Source organism: Jeotgalicoccus nanhaiensis, assembly GCF_015235105.1.
Classification (GTDB): Bacteria; Bacillota; Bacilli; order Staphylococcales; family Salinicoccaceae; genus Jeotgalicoccus; species Jeotgalicoccus nanhaiensis.
In genome coordinates this window covers 1-12078 of the sequence record NZ_JADGLW010000007.1, presented here as the reverse complement: position 1 = coordinate 12078, position 12078 = coordinate 1, and the positions used below count along the sequence as shown (strand labels likewise).

At 44.7% G+C, this 12078-nt stretch carries 15 protein-coding genes; 7 read left to right on the top strand and 8 right to left on the bottom strand.

Annotation, left to right across the window (positions count from 1 at the left end):
• Positions 1-182: 182 nt before the first annotated feature.
• Genes IR135_RS09060 through IR135_RS09045 form a run of 4 tightly spaced genes read right to left on the bottom strand, consistent with a single transcriptional unit; the run spans position 183 to position 1753 of the window.
• A complete protein-coding gene (locus tag IR135_RS09060; RefSeq protein WP_135098758.1) occupies positions 183-548 on the bottom strand; it encodes a DUF423 domain-containing protein in 366 nt (121 codons plus the stop codon).
• A 4-nt stretch (positions 549-552) separates the two neighbouring features.
• Complete coding sequence (locus IR135_RS09055) at positions 553-834, bottom strand: DUF423 domain-containing protein (RefSeq protein ID WP_135098756.1); 282 nt, start codon at positions 832-834, stop codon at positions 553-555.
• 18 nt (positions 835-852) lie between these two features.
• Complete coding sequence (locus IR135_RS09050) at positions 853-1095, bottom strand: hypothetical protein (protein WP_135098754.1); 243 nt, start codon at positions 1093-1095, stop codon at positions 853-855.
• Positions 1088-1753, bottom strand: a complete 666-nt coding sequence (locus IR135_RS09045) for a uracil-DNA glycosylase (RefSeq protein ID WP_135098752.1) — start codon at positions 1751-1753, stop codon at positions 1088-1090. Before IR135_RS09045 ends, IR135_RS09050 begins: the two co-directional genes overlap by 8 nt.
• Positions 1754-1872: 119 nt before the next feature.
• Between IR135_RS09045 and thiD the strand changes: the two genes are divergently transcribed.
• The 4 genes from thiD (at position 1873) to folE2 (ending at position 4719) form a co-directional block, all read left to right on the top strand.
• Complete coding sequence (gene thiD, locus IR135_RS09040; RefSeq protein ID WP_135098750.1) at positions 1873-2706, top strand: bifunctional hydroxymethylpyrimidine kinase/phosphomethylpyrimidine kinase; 834 nt, start codon at positions 1873-1875, stop codon at positions 2704-2706.
• A gap of 73 nt (positions 2707-2779) precedes the next feature.
• Positions 2780-3142, top strand: coding sequence for a DUF1806 family protein (locus IR135_RS09035; RefSeq protein ID WP_135098914.1), 363 nt, complete (start codon positions 2780-2782; stop codon positions 3140-3142).
• An 11-nt stretch (positions 3143-3153) separates the two neighbouring features.
• Positions 3154-3828 (top strand): bacillithiol biosynthesis deacetylase BshB2, encoded by a 675-nt coding sequence (bshB2, locus tag IR135_RS09030; RefSeq protein ID WP_135098748.1) that lies wholly within the window; start codon positions 3154-3156, stop codon positions 3826-3828.
• A 12-nt stretch (positions 3829-3840) separates the two neighbouring features.
• Complete coding sequence (folE2, locus tag IR135_RS09025) at positions 3841-4719, top strand: GTP cyclohydrolase FolE2 (protein WP_135098746.1); 879 nt, start codon at positions 3841-3843, stop codon at positions 4717-4719.
• Between the two features lie 118 nt (positions 4720-4837).
• On the opposite strand, the gene tadA is transcribed toward folE2, so the two are convergent.
• The 4 genes from tadA to IR135_RS09005 are packed head-to-tail and all read right to left on the bottom strand — an operon-like array spanning position 4838 to position 8211.
• Entirely contained in the window at positions 4838-5305 is a 468-nt protein-coding gene (tadA, locus tag IR135_RS09020; protein ID WP_135098744.1) for a tRNA adenosine(34) deaminase TadA, read from the bottom strand.
• On the bottom strand, positions 5298-5999 hold the full coding sequence (locus tag IR135_RS09015; RefSeq protein WP_115885247.1) for an HAD family hydrolase: 702 nt from the start codon (positions 5997-5999) through the stop codon (positions 5298-5300). The genes tadA and IR135_RS09015 overlap by 8 nt, the downstream gene beginning before the upstream one ends.
• A gap of 33 nt (positions 6000-6032) precedes the next feature.
• Complete coding sequence (locus tag IR135_RS09010; RefSeq protein WP_135098742.1) at positions 6033-6989, bottom strand: NAD-dependent epimerase/dehydratase family protein; 957 nt, start codon at positions 6987-6989, stop codon at positions 6033-6035.
• Between the two features lie 31 nt (positions 6990-7020).
• On the bottom strand, positions 7021-8211 hold the full coding sequence (locus IR135_RS09005) for a glycine C-acetyltransferase (RefSeq protein ID WP_135098740.1): 1191 nt from the start codon (positions 8209-8211) through the stop codon (positions 7021-7023).
• Positions 8212-8374: 163 nt separating this feature from the next.
• Here IR135_RS09005 and IR135_RS09000 point away from each other — a divergent pair, with 163 nt between their 5' ends.
• Genes IR135_RS09000 through IR135_RS08990 form a run of 3 tightly spaced genes read left to right on the top strand, consistent with a single transcriptional unit; the run spans position 8375 to position 11918 of the window.
• Complete coding sequence (locus tag IR135_RS09000; RefSeq protein WP_135098738.1) at positions 8375-9562, top strand: M20 metallopeptidase family protein; 1188 nt, start codon at positions 8375-8377, stop codon at positions 9560-9562.
• Positions 9553-10740: an amidohydrolase gene (locus tag IR135_RS08995; protein WP_135098736.1), complete on the top strand. Its 1188-nt coding sequence runs from the start codon at positions 9553-9555 to the stop codon at positions 10738-10740. The genes IR135_RS09000 and IR135_RS08995 overlap by 10 nt, the downstream gene beginning before the upstream one ends.
• Positions 10740-11918: a M20 metallopeptidase family protein gene (locus IR135_RS08990; protein ID WP_135098734.1), complete on the top strand. Its 1179-nt coding sequence runs from the start codon at positions 10740-10742 to the stop codon at positions 11916-11918. Before IR135_RS08995 ends, IR135_RS08990 begins: the two co-directional genes overlap by 1 nt.
• Positions 11919-12078 lie beyond the last annotated feature (160 nt).

Sequence of the window (12078 nt, the reverse complement as noted above, 5' to 3'; positions counted from 1 at the left end):
TGTATCTGAGGGTCTTATTTTTTTGTAGAGATATACGTATATTTCCATATAAAAAAGCGCACTTGACTCCTAGGGGAGTAGCGTCTGCGTGAGACTACAGGCTCACGCGACGCCCCTGGAAAGCAAGTGCGCTTTTTGATTTAGAGGCTGGACTTATGTCCCAGCCCCTTCACGAATAAATACTATAATTTTGCGATTCCAATAATAACAAGTGCCCAGCTGATCAGGAACATTACTCCGCCAATCGGTGTGACTGCACCGAGGATTGAAATGCCTGATAATGCCAGCACCATAAGTGATCCGGTAAAGAAGACAATTCCCGCTGTCATGAACCATCCTGCTGCAACTAGGAATTGCGCGCCTGTAACCTGAATTAAAATTCCAATCGCGATAAGTCCAAGTGCATGGTAGAACTGGTATTTAACTGCAGTTTCCCACACACCAAGGTAGTGTTCACTGAGTTTTCCTTCCAATAAATGCGCACCAAATGCACCGCATGCGACTGCGATAAATGCATTGACTGCGCCTAATATAATAAATAATTTCATGTGACTAATTTCCCCCGCTTTTTTCTCTGTTTTTAATAAAAATAAGATACAGCGAACTTGAATAAAGTATCAGACTGAAAATAAACAGCCAGCCGCCGAATTTTAAGATTTGCACTTCGGGCACATACAAAAGCCCTGCAATAATTAGTGCCAGTGAAGTATACCTCATATATTTCAACGCTTTATTCCACGCTTTTATATGCTCTTTCCGCAGCTTTTTTCTATACCTGCCGAACACAAACGAAAGAATGAAAAACACTGCACCAACGATGATGAATACTAACATTAGGTGAAACGACCTCCATTAAAAATCAAAAATATCTCTGCCGTTACCATCATCATCCTCGTCCACCGCCCGTTTGGCAACAGGGGTGCGGCGGATTGTCATATTATCTTCTAATTTCGGCTCCGGATCCGGCTGTTTATCATCTGAATCAGCCAGTAGCCCAAGTAGCTTCTGCATGGCGTAGGCATGCTTGGATACCTCGATACCCGCTTCTATAAACTCTAATTCTCTTTTTAATTCTGTTGCAATCTGCTTATTCATGCTGTTCGCTCCAGTCAATCGGTCCGCGGCCGGCAGATTCTAGATAAGCATTTGTCTGGCTGAACGGTTTTGAACCGAAAAACCCCCTGAATGCAGAGAGCGGGCTTGGATGAACTGAAGTAATTATTTTATGTTTATCAGTGTCGATTAATTTAACTTTTTTCTGCGCCGGTTTCCCCCAGAGAATAAATACAACATGCTCAAGTTCCTCTGAAATCGTACGGATAATATCGTCCGTGAACTGTTCCCAGCCGAGTCCGCGGTGAGAGTTTGCATCTCCCGCATCTACTGTCAGCACAGTGTTTAACAAGAGGACGCCTTCTTCGGCCCAGTCCGATAAGTTACCGGTTGTTCTGACGATACCGAGGTCGCTCTCGAGCTCCTTATATATATTTCTGAGTGAAGGCGGAATTTTAACGCCTTCGTTCACTGAAAATGCAAGACCGTGCGACTGGCCTTTCCCGTGATATGGATCCTGTCCCAAAATTACAACTTTAATACTGTTAAATGGTGTTAATTCAAAGGCGGTGTATACCTGTTCTTCCGGCGGATAAACTTCGCCCTTTCTGTAGCGTTCATTTAATGTCTGTCTCATCGTTGTGAAATCATGATTATTCGTAATGCTGCGAAAGATTTCTTCCCAGTTTAAATCTGCCATTTTTAACGCACCTCCATACTAAAACTTCATTATATCATCGTTGTAAGCAATGCTCTAGAATTACACCGCTAATTATAGTAAAATGACAATATCTATCAGTACAATTAGGGGGAAATATAATGGCACTTGCAAAAACGTTAACAATAGCCGGGACAGACGTCAGCGGCGGCGCTGGAATCGCAGCAGATTTAAAAGCTTTCCAGGAGCATGAAACCTACGGCTTCAGTGTTTTAACCACTGTAGTTTCAATGGAACCATCAACCTGGTCTCACCGCGTGAGCCCAATACCAATAGAAGATGTTAAAAATCAGCTCGAAACAGCACTTTCTTTAAATCCCGATGTCATTAAAACAGGGATGCTGCCTTCAGAAGAAGTTGTAGAACTTTCGAAGGAAGCTTTTTTAAATTCAAATGCCAAACATTTCGTTGTCGACCCTGTTATGGTTTGTAAAGGAGACGATGAAGTCCTGAACCCCGGGCTTGTCGAATCAATGATTGAGAACCTGATTCCGAATGCAACAGTCGTCACACCGAATCTGGTTGAAGCGGGACACCTCGCGGGCGTTAAAACTCCGCGCACACTTGATGAAATCAAAGAAGCAGCTAAGGCAATTCATGCTAAAGGTGCGAATTATGTTGTCGTTAAAGGCGGCACGGGCATCGAGGGTGATTCTGCAATTGACGTCTTCTACGACGGCACGGAACTTCACCTGCTCGAATCAAAAAAATTCGATACTGCTTTTAACCACGGCGCGGGATGTACATTTGCAGCATCCATCGCAGCTAACCTTGCCAACGGCAAAGAGCCGCTTGAAGCAGTACAGCTGGCAAAAGCTTTCGTCACCAGCGCAATTAAAAACGGCTGGCAGATGAATGAGCATGTCGGTGTTGTCAGACATGGCGCTTACAATTCAGTAGAAAAGATCGAAGTTGTAGATAAAGTATTGAACTAAGAAAGAGATAGCTTGCTATCTCTTTTAATATGGTAGCTGATATTATAATTATAGGAGTTTTCTATTCATGGAAATGAAGAAAATAGTAAAACAGGATGTTCAGAAAATCTTAACAGAATATGAAAATACACCGGTCTACTTGCATGTTGAAATAACAAGCGGCATGTACGCGAGTCATCTGGATGACAATATCTTTAATGCGGGAACCTTCCTGCGCAATATTCAGGTTGAATTCATTCAGGCAACTATCCGCGGCGGCAACCGCTCAAAAGAGCACCGTGTCGGGCTAAAGCTCGCTAACGGCGGCTGGGTTTACGTTCTCGGCTTAACGCATTATATCGAGGGCGAGAACGGGGAGTTTATCATGCACGGCTTTAACGCCGAAGGCAAACTCGCTTCAGCGCTTGAAATTTCAACGAAACCATTCTTTAAGTAGGAGGAAATCACATGGATTTTTCACAGGAAAATCACGTACTTGTTGTTTTCCCGCATCCCGATGATGAAGCATTCGGTGTCAGCGGAACAATAATGAAATACAGAGAAGCGGGAGTCCCTGTCACATACGCCTGCCTGACTTTCGGCGATATGGGACGGAACCTCGGCTACCCGCCGTTTGCAACGCGCGAATCGCTCCATTCTATCCGTAAAGCCGAAGTTGAGGAATCAGCGCGTATTATGGGTGTTGATGATCTCCGCCTGCTCGGATTCAGAGACAAAACTCTCGAGTTCGAAGAACATGGTAAACTTAAAGGTGTCATTACCGATTTAATCGCCGAGCTCGCACCGACGCGTATTATTACATTTTATCCGGGCTATTCAGTCCATCCGGATCACGAGGCTACTGCAGATGCTGTAATAGAAGCACTGACGGACATCTCTCCGGATAAACGTCCGGCGCTCCAGCTTGTCGCCTTTGATAACCGGACTTTCGACGATCTCGGCGAACCGGATATCGTTATCGATATTGACGGCTATACAGAACGGAAACTGGATGTTATGGCCGCTCATCGTTCACAAACAGGCAAGCTGCTCGAAGATCTTGCTGCAGATACCCAGCAGGGTGACGATGCCAGAGAACGGTGGATGAGGTACGAGAACTTTTACAGTTACGAAATTGATTAAGGAGCATTATAAATGGAAGAATTTGACTTGACGACAAGAGAAGGTCGTTTTAAATATTTTGGTTCAGTTGACCCTATTGAAGGCACTAAACCAAAAGTTAAAGAAGATATGGCAGATTTACAAAACTCACGTAAAGACTTCCTTTTTGAAGTCGATTCTGTCGGCATTAATAATTTATCTTACCCTGTAGTCATCGGTGATTTCCAGTCAGTCGGCAACTTTGAGCTGGCAACCAGCCTTGAAAAAGATGAAAAAGGCATCAATATGAGCCGTTTAATCGAATCTCTGGAAACTGTCAACAGCGGCGGTGTACCACTCGATTTTGACACAATTAAAGAACTCCTGTCGAAATTGCGCGGACGCATGAAACAGAATTCAGCAGAACTGACTGTCGACGGTAAATGGTTCTTTAACAAGCCCTCGCCGGGTACCGGCTTAAATGCGGTGGCAAACGCGGATGTTGTGTATTCTGCAGCATTCGACGGAGAATCATTTACTCGCAAGCAATTCGGCATGACAGCCCAGGTCACTACACTGTGCCCATGTTCGAAAGAAATCAGTGAATACAGTGCACATAACCAGCGGGGCAATGTTAAGGTTCTCATCGATATCGATGACAGCGCGGAGCTCCCTGCGACTTATAAAGAAGATTTATATGAAATTCTTGAAATTAACGCATCGAGCCAGCTCTATCCGATTTTAAAACGTACAGACGAGAAAATGGTCACAGAACGCGCTTATGAAAATCCGCGCTTCGTCGAAGATTTAATCCGTCTGGTGGCATATGACTTAGTCGAGCTCGACTGGGTGAAAGGCTTCGAACTTGAATGCCGCAACGAAGAAAGCATCCACCAGCACGACGCATTTAGCCGATTAAAATATCAAAAATAGTTTGATCGTGAGACCGGAACCTTTGAGTTTCGGTCTTTTATTATGGGGAGGGAGTGAATGCTTGAAACCCGCAGAAGCTGACGAGACAAAAAACTCCCCGAGTCCGCAGACAGCGGTCTCAAAGGGAGTTTTTCTTCTTCTTCATGCGTAAGTTTCTAAAGAATGTCTTCAGCATCTCACTGCAGTCTTCCTGCAGCACACCGCTTACCACATCTGCACGATGGTTAAACCGCGGTTCGTCCAGCAGATTCATCAGGCTGTCGACGGTGCCGCCTTTAGGATCCGGCGCGCCGTAAACTACGAGAGGCACCCTCGACATTATTATCGCGCCGGAGCACATCACACATGGTTCCAGCGTGACATATAATGTGCAGTCTTCCAGCCTGAATGAGCCGACCGCTTCAGATGCTGCCTGAATCGCGAGCAGTTCTGCGTGAGTTACGGGATTCTGGGTGGTTTCGCGCAGGTTATGTGCTCGGCTGATTATTTCATCGTTTTTGACAATAACTGCCCCAATAGGCACTTCTCCTAAAGCTGCTGCTTTTTTGGCTTCTTCAATCGCAGCTTTCATAAATACTTCATGCATCGAGAATGAACTTCCCGTCTGCATCGTACAGATCCATAATACTGTCGACTATCTTATCCGCTCCAGTCAGGTGTTCAAGCTGACCAGTGCCGCTCAGCACGCCGATGGTGTATAAGCCTTCATCGTAGCCGAGCATGGTATCTGCAGCGTTATCCCCCACCATCACAAGATCTTCAATTGCATATTGGTGTTTATCGATAAAGTCTTTAATAAAACCGAATTGCGGTTTGTGATAATCGTTATCGTCGCCGCAAATTACATCAAATATATACGGCTGCAGCTCGAATTTCTCGATAAATCTAAGCGTCGAATCCCTGCTGTCACTCGTCACGATTACATTTTTATAACCGTTGTTTAAACCGTGTTCCAGCACTGTTTCAACACCGTCGATCAGCACCATATCATCAGCGAGCATCTGAAGATTGGATTCATAAAAAGATTTCGCCCATTCTCCCCCGCCCTGTCTGAATGATTCAAAGACTTTGTGAATATCGCTGCCGGTGCCTGAGGCAATTGTCGAGTTCGCTTTAATTTCCTCATCGATGTAGCCCAGTTCCTCGGCAACTTCCGACTTTATATCATGTGCATTAAAATCTTTTGCAAACTCGTCTATGCATTTTTTTGCATACGGTGTCCACAGTTTATGAAAATTTAACAGTGTCCCATCCTTATCGTATAAAATGATACGGTCCATTCGTCACCCTCCACGAACCGGACGGGACATTTCTTAAATTCCCGCCGGGTTCTTCTCCTGTATCGCTTCTATCATTGTATCAGTCATTTTATCCAAATCAAAAGATGCCTTGAAATCCCATTGGCGTTTCGCTTCCGCTGCATCGATATTATCCGGCCAGCTTTCTGCGATGCCCTGTCTGACAGGATCAACATCATAGCTGAGTTCAAAGCCGGGATAATGACGGCGGATTGATGCCGCCACCATTTCCGGTTCGAGGCTCATACTCGTTACGTTAAAGGCATTGCGGTTTTCCAGTTTGCTGCTGTCCGCTTCCATCAGGTCAATAATGGCCTGAATCGCATCGTCCATATACATCATATCCATAAAGGTATCTTTACCGATAAATGATGTATATTTACCATTTTTCACCGCTTCAAAATAAATTTCCACAGCATAATCCGTCGTACCGCCGCCCGGTTCTCTTACGTGCGAAATCAGACCAGGGAAACGCACCCCGCGCGTATCCACGCCGAATTTATCGAAGTAGTAATCGCACAGCAATTCACCCGATACTTTGTTCACCCCGTACATCGTAGTCGGACGCTGAATGGTTATCTGAGGCGTATCTTTCTTCGGTGTCGTCGGACCGAAAGCGCCAATGGAGCTCGGTGTAAAGAACTGCAGATTAAGTGTGCGGGCTGTTTCCAGTGCATTAACCAGTCCGCCCATATTAATATTCCATGCAAGCATCGGATCCTTTTCACATGTTGCGCTTAAAAGTGCGGCCAGATGCATAATCGTATCCGCCTTAAATTCTTTGGCAATACGCTCCATCGCTTCGCGGTCCGTGACATCCAGAATTTCGAAAGCTTTGCCTTCGAGCGGTGAATCCACAGGTTCTTTAATATCTGTCGGCAGAACATTGTCCTCACCGTAAATTTCTCTTAATTTAACGGTTAACTCTGTCCCAATCTGTCCGAGCGCCCCTGTAACTATAATTCGTTCCATGATTGTTTCCCCTTATCGAAAAGTTTATGTTTTAGTTAATAATTCCCATTTCCCGGCCGACTTTCGCGTATATTTCAAGCGCCTGGTCGAGCATTTCTTTCGTGTGTGCCGCTGTCGGCATGTTTCTTACGCGTCCCGTACCCTTCGGCACTGTCGGGAAGACGATTGATTTTGCATAAACGCCCTCCTCTTTCAGACGTTTTGAAAATTCCTGAGCTTTTTTCTCGTCACCGATAATACAAGGTGTAATCGGTGTTTCCGAGTTGCCGATTTCAAAGCCTAAATCTTTCAGGCCGGCTTTCAGATAGTCGCCGTTTTCCCATAATTTATCGTGCAGCTCAGTTGAAGCCATTAAAGTTTTAACCGCTTCAGTGATTGCTTTCGTATCTCCTGGAGTTAACGACGTCGAGAATAAGAACGGACGTGCCGCGACTTTCAGGTAATCGATTAAATCCTGTGACCCGGCAACATAACCGCCGACAACACCGATTGCTTTCGATAATGTACCCATTTGAAGATCGATTTCTTTTTCAAGACCGAAATGTTTAACTGTACCGGCACCTTTGCCCATTACACCTGAACCGTGCGCGTCATCGACATATGTGATTAAGTCGAATTCTTTTGCGATCTCGACGATTTCAGGCAGTTTCGCCACATCGCCGTCCATTGAGAATACACCGTCTGTAATGTACATTACTTTTTTATAAAGTCCTGATTCCACCGCTTCTTTTGCTTTAGCACGGAGATCATCCATATCAGAATGGTTTACACGGATAATTTTAGCTTTAGATAAGCGGCACCCGTCGATAATTGACGCGTGATTTAATTCATCAGATAAAATCGCATCTTCTTTATTCATAACAGCTTGAATTGCCGCCATATTACAGTTAAAGCCTGATTGGAAAGCAACTGCTGCTTCAGTTCCTTTGAATTCTGCAAGCGTGTTTTCCAGTTCCACGTGAAGATCCAGCGTACCGTTAATTGTACGTACCGCTCCAGCGCCTACACCGTGTGATTTAATTGCTTCTATCGCTGCTTCCTTTAATTTTTCATCCGTTGCAAGACCTAAATAGTTATTAGACGATAAGTTAATCAGGCTTTTGCCTGCTACTGTAATTTCAGGACCGTTTGCACCTTCTACTACATCTATCTCATTGTACAGACCGTTGTCTTTTAAATATTCCAGATTTGTTTGTAAATACTGTTCTAATTTTTGTGACATATACGTCCCCTCCTTACCTAACATTTTAGCATATCTAAGCGCTTTCTTTGAACGATATCAAATTGTTTATATTGTTGTAATTTTCTCACTTTTAAGCTTTATATATTTTAAACTCAGGCTCGCTCTGATAATATGAATAGAAAACAGTTATGGAGGTTCAATCATGAGTATTAGAGATATCGCATCATCAAAACTTCCCGGGATGGTCACGGCGAGACGCCACATGCATATGCATCCGGAAGTATCATTTAAAGAGAAAGAAACATACCAGTTTATTCTAGGTAAGCTTAAACAGTACCCTGAATTAAACATTCGTGAAAATGTCGGTAAAAACGATGAAAACGAAGGTGCCGGTATCGTTGCCTCAATCGGCTCGGGCAGTCCGCACATTGCCGTCCGTGCTGATTTTGATGCACTTCCGATTGAAGACCAGAAAGATGTGCCTTATAAATCGCAAAATCCAGGGGCTATGCACGCCTGCGGTCATGATGGTCATACGAGTACCCTTTTAGGCCTTGTGGACGCTGTAATGGATAATAAAGACAATTTAAGCGGCACTGTATCTTTTATCTTCCAATACGGCGAGGAAGAACAGCCGGGAGGCGCCAAGGCAATGGTCGATGACGATGCGCTCGCCGGTGTTGATAAAGTCTACGGCCAGCATTACTGGAGTCAGTTCGATACACATGAAGTGCAGACGAAACCGGGCGCAATGATAGCGAGCCCCGACGGTTTCTACATAACGCTCCAGGGTTCCGGCGGGCATGCTGCATATCCGGACCTGACGGTTGATCCGATTGTCGTCGCCGCAGAACTGATTACCAATTTACAGACCGCGGTAGCACGCCAGATTTCGCCGATTGAGAATGCAGTCGTTACTGTAGGCAGCGTGCGCGGCGGAGACGCGTTTAATGTCATTCCTGATACTGTCAGAATTACGGGTACTGTCCGTACGTTTAAACAGGAAGTTAAAGAAAAAATTTATGAAATTTTCAAACAGGAAGTGGAATATACAACTAAAAAACGAGGCGCTTCTGCAGATATGGAATATAAATTCGGCTATCCTGCTGTAATTAACCATGAAGAAGAAGCTCAGCTTATTGCCGATGCTGCAAAAGAGCTCGGACTTCCTTACAAAGAAGCCGATCCTTTAATGATCGGTGAAGATTTTTCTTATTATATTTTAAATAAGCCGGGTGCTTTCTTCTACACAGGTACCGGCAATGAAGAAAAGAAAACAACACCTGCCCATCATACAGATATGTTTGATATCGACGAAGATGCAATGGAAACAGCATTGATGATGTTCATGAAAATTTTAGAAAAAGAATCGGTGATTAAATGGACGTAAAATCAATTGAATCTGCAGTCGCCGAGAATTACAACGGGATGGTCCAGCTGCGCAGGCATCTGCATATGTATCCGGAGTTGTCGTTTAAAGAAGTTCATACACCTGCCTATATCGCAGATTATCTGCGCAGTCTCTCCATCGATGTCCGTGAAGGTGTCGGCGGGCGCGGCGTGGTCGGCAGACTGATTGTGGATGAATCGCTTCCGACCGTCGCATTAAGAGCGGATTTCGATGCACTGCCGATTCAGGACTTAAAAGACACACCGTATAAATCTACAGTTCCGGGCGTGATGCATGCATGCGGACACGATGCTCATACGGCGATTGTACTTACCGCAGCTAAAATTCTGAGCGGCATGAAAGATACATTGAAAGGCAATATCGTGTTCATTCATCAGCACGCCGAAGAAGTAGATCCCGGCGGAGCCATTCAAATGATTGCAGACGGCTGCCTCGACGGCGTCGATGCCATCTTCGGCCAGCACGTGACTACATCACTTGATGTTGGAAAAACCGGTTATAAATACGGCACTGCGACCGGTATCCCCGATGACTTTACCATTACTTTAAAAGGACGCGGCGGCCACGCTTCGCGTCCGCACGATACAATTGATCCGGTCGCAGCCGGCATTGCGCTCTGCAATCAGCTTCAATATGCTGTAACAAGACGCACAAATGCCATGGACTCTGTCGTTTTGTCGATTACGATGTTTAATGCCGGCAATCAGCATAACGTCATTCCGGATGAAGTAACTATCGGCGGAACCATCCGCTCGTTTAATCACGACATGCAGGAAACTATGATTAAAGAGCTCAACAGGACACTTGAAGGGCTGGTCAGAACGACTGGTGTATCATTCGATCTCGACTATATGAAGGGCTATCCGCCTGTAGTCAATGATGACAGAATGACAGATATCGTAGTAGAAAGTGCGGACAAAATTTCCACTGTCAACGAAACAATCAGACTTGAACCGGATCTTGGCGGCGAAGATTTCTCTTATTATCTGCAGCGCGTTCCGGGAACATTCTTCTATACCGGCGTTAAAAACTCAAGCTTTAAAGCAGATTTCCCTCATCACCATGCTCATTTTGATATCGATGAAAAAGGAATGGTCAATGCGGTAAGCGTCATGCTTGAATCTGTATTTACGTATTTAGAAAAGGAGTCACGATAATGGATATAAAAAAACTAATCAACGACCGCTATGATTCGATGGTGGATCTTCGCAGATATATGCATCAGCATCCTGAAATCTCTTTTCAGGAAATGAATACGAAAAAATGGATTTACGATCAAATAAAAGATCTCGGTCTCGATATCAGACAGGATGTCGGAGGAAACGGGATCGTTGCAAGGCTTCAGGTAAACGATGAGTTTGAAACGGTCGCACTGCGTGCAGACTTTGATGCGCTGCCGATAAACGATGAAAAAGACGTGCCGTATAAATCAAAAATTCCCGGTGTAATGCATGCATGCGGACACGATGCACATACAGCTATGCTGATTACGATGGCTAAAATTTTGTCAGAACATAAAGATGAGCTGCCGGTCAACGTCGTATTTTTACATCAGCATGCCGAAGAGCTGCTGCCGGGCGGAGCCAAGGCTATGATTGAAGATGGTGCGCTCGACGATATCGATTATGTATTCGGTACACATGTTTCCACTAAGTTTCCTGTCGGTACTATTAAATATAACTACGATACGATGTACGCGAATGCGGACTCGTTTAAAATTACCGTTAACGGGCTCGGCGGACACGGTGCGACACCTCAGGTGACTCATGATCCAATTGTTGCCTCGGCATCGCTGATTCAGCAAATACAGACGATTGTATCACGTTCTGTAAGCCCTCTTGACTCAGCAGTTGTGACAATCGGCGCATATAATGCCGGCTCAGTGTTCAATGTTATTCCCGGCAAGGCAGAAATTAAAGGAACCTTCAGAACTTACACTGAGGACGTAAGACAAACAGTAGCTAAACGACTGGAACAGATCTGTCTCGGCATCAGCGCAAGTTTTAATGTTAATGCCGATCTCGAAATTATGTACGGCTATCCGTCGATGAAAAACGATCATGCTCTCTTAGACTACGTTACAGGTAATGTCAGGGAAGATGCAGCGTTCGTTTCAGGGGTTGAAGAAGTGGGGCCTGCAATGGGCGGAGAAGACTTCTCCTACTTCATCCAGGAAAAACCCGGCTGTTATTTCTACACCGGTGTCAGAAACAGCGAGAAAAAAGCCGATATCCCTCATCACAATCCTATGTTCGACATTGATGAAGAAGGAATGAAAACAGGGGTTGAAACACTGCTGAAAGCAGTACTGAAATTCGATAAACGTTCAAAATAAAATAAGGCACAAAAAAAGAGCTGAGATAAAATCTGACGTGCTCCCCTTAAGTTGTACTTACTATTCAACTTAAGGGGAGTTTTTGTATGAAAAATAATAAACATAGTTTTGAATTTAAGTTAACAGTCGTAACAGATTATTTAAATGGCGAAGGTGGATT

What these genes read in the sequence shown, in the direction of transcription:
- folE2 (WP_135098746.1), top strand. Translation starts at nt 3,841, where the DNA reads ATGGAAGAATTTGACTTGACGACAAGAGAAGGTCGTTTTAAATATTTT.
- tadA (WP_135098744.1), bottom strand. Translation starts at nt 5,305, where the DNA reads ATGCATGAAGTATTTATGAAAGCTGCGATTGAAGAAGCCAAAAAAGCA.
- IR135_RS09005 (WP_135098740.1), bottom strand. Translation starts at nt 8,211, where the DNA reads ATGTCACAAAAATTAGAACAGTATTTACAAACAAATCTGGAATATTTA.
- IR135_RS09050 (WP_135098754.1), bottom strand. Translation starts at nt 1,095, where the DNA reads ATGAATAAGCAGATTGCAACAGAATTAAAAAGAGAATTAGAGTTTATA.
- IR135_RS09010 (WP_135098742.1), bottom strand. Translation starts at nt 6,989, where the DNA reads ATGGAACGAATTATAGTTACAGGGGCGCTCGGACAGATTGGGACAGAG.
- IR135_RS09055 (WP_135098756.1), bottom strand. Translation starts at nt 834, where the DNA reads ATGTTAGTATTCATCATCGTTGGTGCAGTGTTTTTCATTCTTTCGTTT.
- IR135_RS09060 (WP_135098758.1), bottom strand. Translation starts at nt 548, where the DNA reads ATGAAATTATTTATTATATTAGGCGCAGTCAATGCATTTATCGCAGTC.
- IR135_RS09035 (WP_135098914.1), top strand. Translation starts at nt 2,780, where the DNA reads ATGAAGAAAATAGTAAAACAGGATGTTCAGAAAATCTTAACAGAATAT.
- IR135_RS08990 (WP_135098734.1), top strand. Translation starts at nt 10,740, where the DNA reads ATGGATATAAAAAAACTAATCAACGACCGCTATGATTCGATGGTGGAT.
- IR135_RS09045 (WP_135098752.1), bottom strand. Translation starts at nt 1,753, where the DNA reads ATGGCAGATTTAAACTGGGAAGAAATCTTTCGCAGCATTACGAATAAT.
- IR135_RS08995 (WP_135098736.1), top strand. Translation starts at nt 9,553, where the DNA reads ATGGACGTAAAATCAATTGAATCTGCAGTCGCCGAGAATTACAACGGG.
- bshB2 (WP_135098748.1), top strand. Translation starts at nt 3,154, where the DNA reads ATGGATTTTTCACAGGAAAATCACGTACTTGTTGTTTTCCCGCATCCC.
- IR135_RS09000 (WP_135098738.1), top strand. Translation starts at nt 8,375, where the DNA reads ATGAGTATTAGAGATATCGCATCATCAAAACTTCCCGGGATGGTCACG.
- IR135_RS09015 (WP_115885247.1), bottom strand. Translation starts at nt 5,999, where the DNA reads ATGGACCGTATCATTTTATACGATAAGGATGGGACACTGTTAAATTTT.
- thiD (WP_135098750.1), top strand. Translation starts at nt 1,873, where the DNA reads ATGGCACTTGCAAAAACGTTAACAATAGCCGGGACAGACGTCAGCGGC.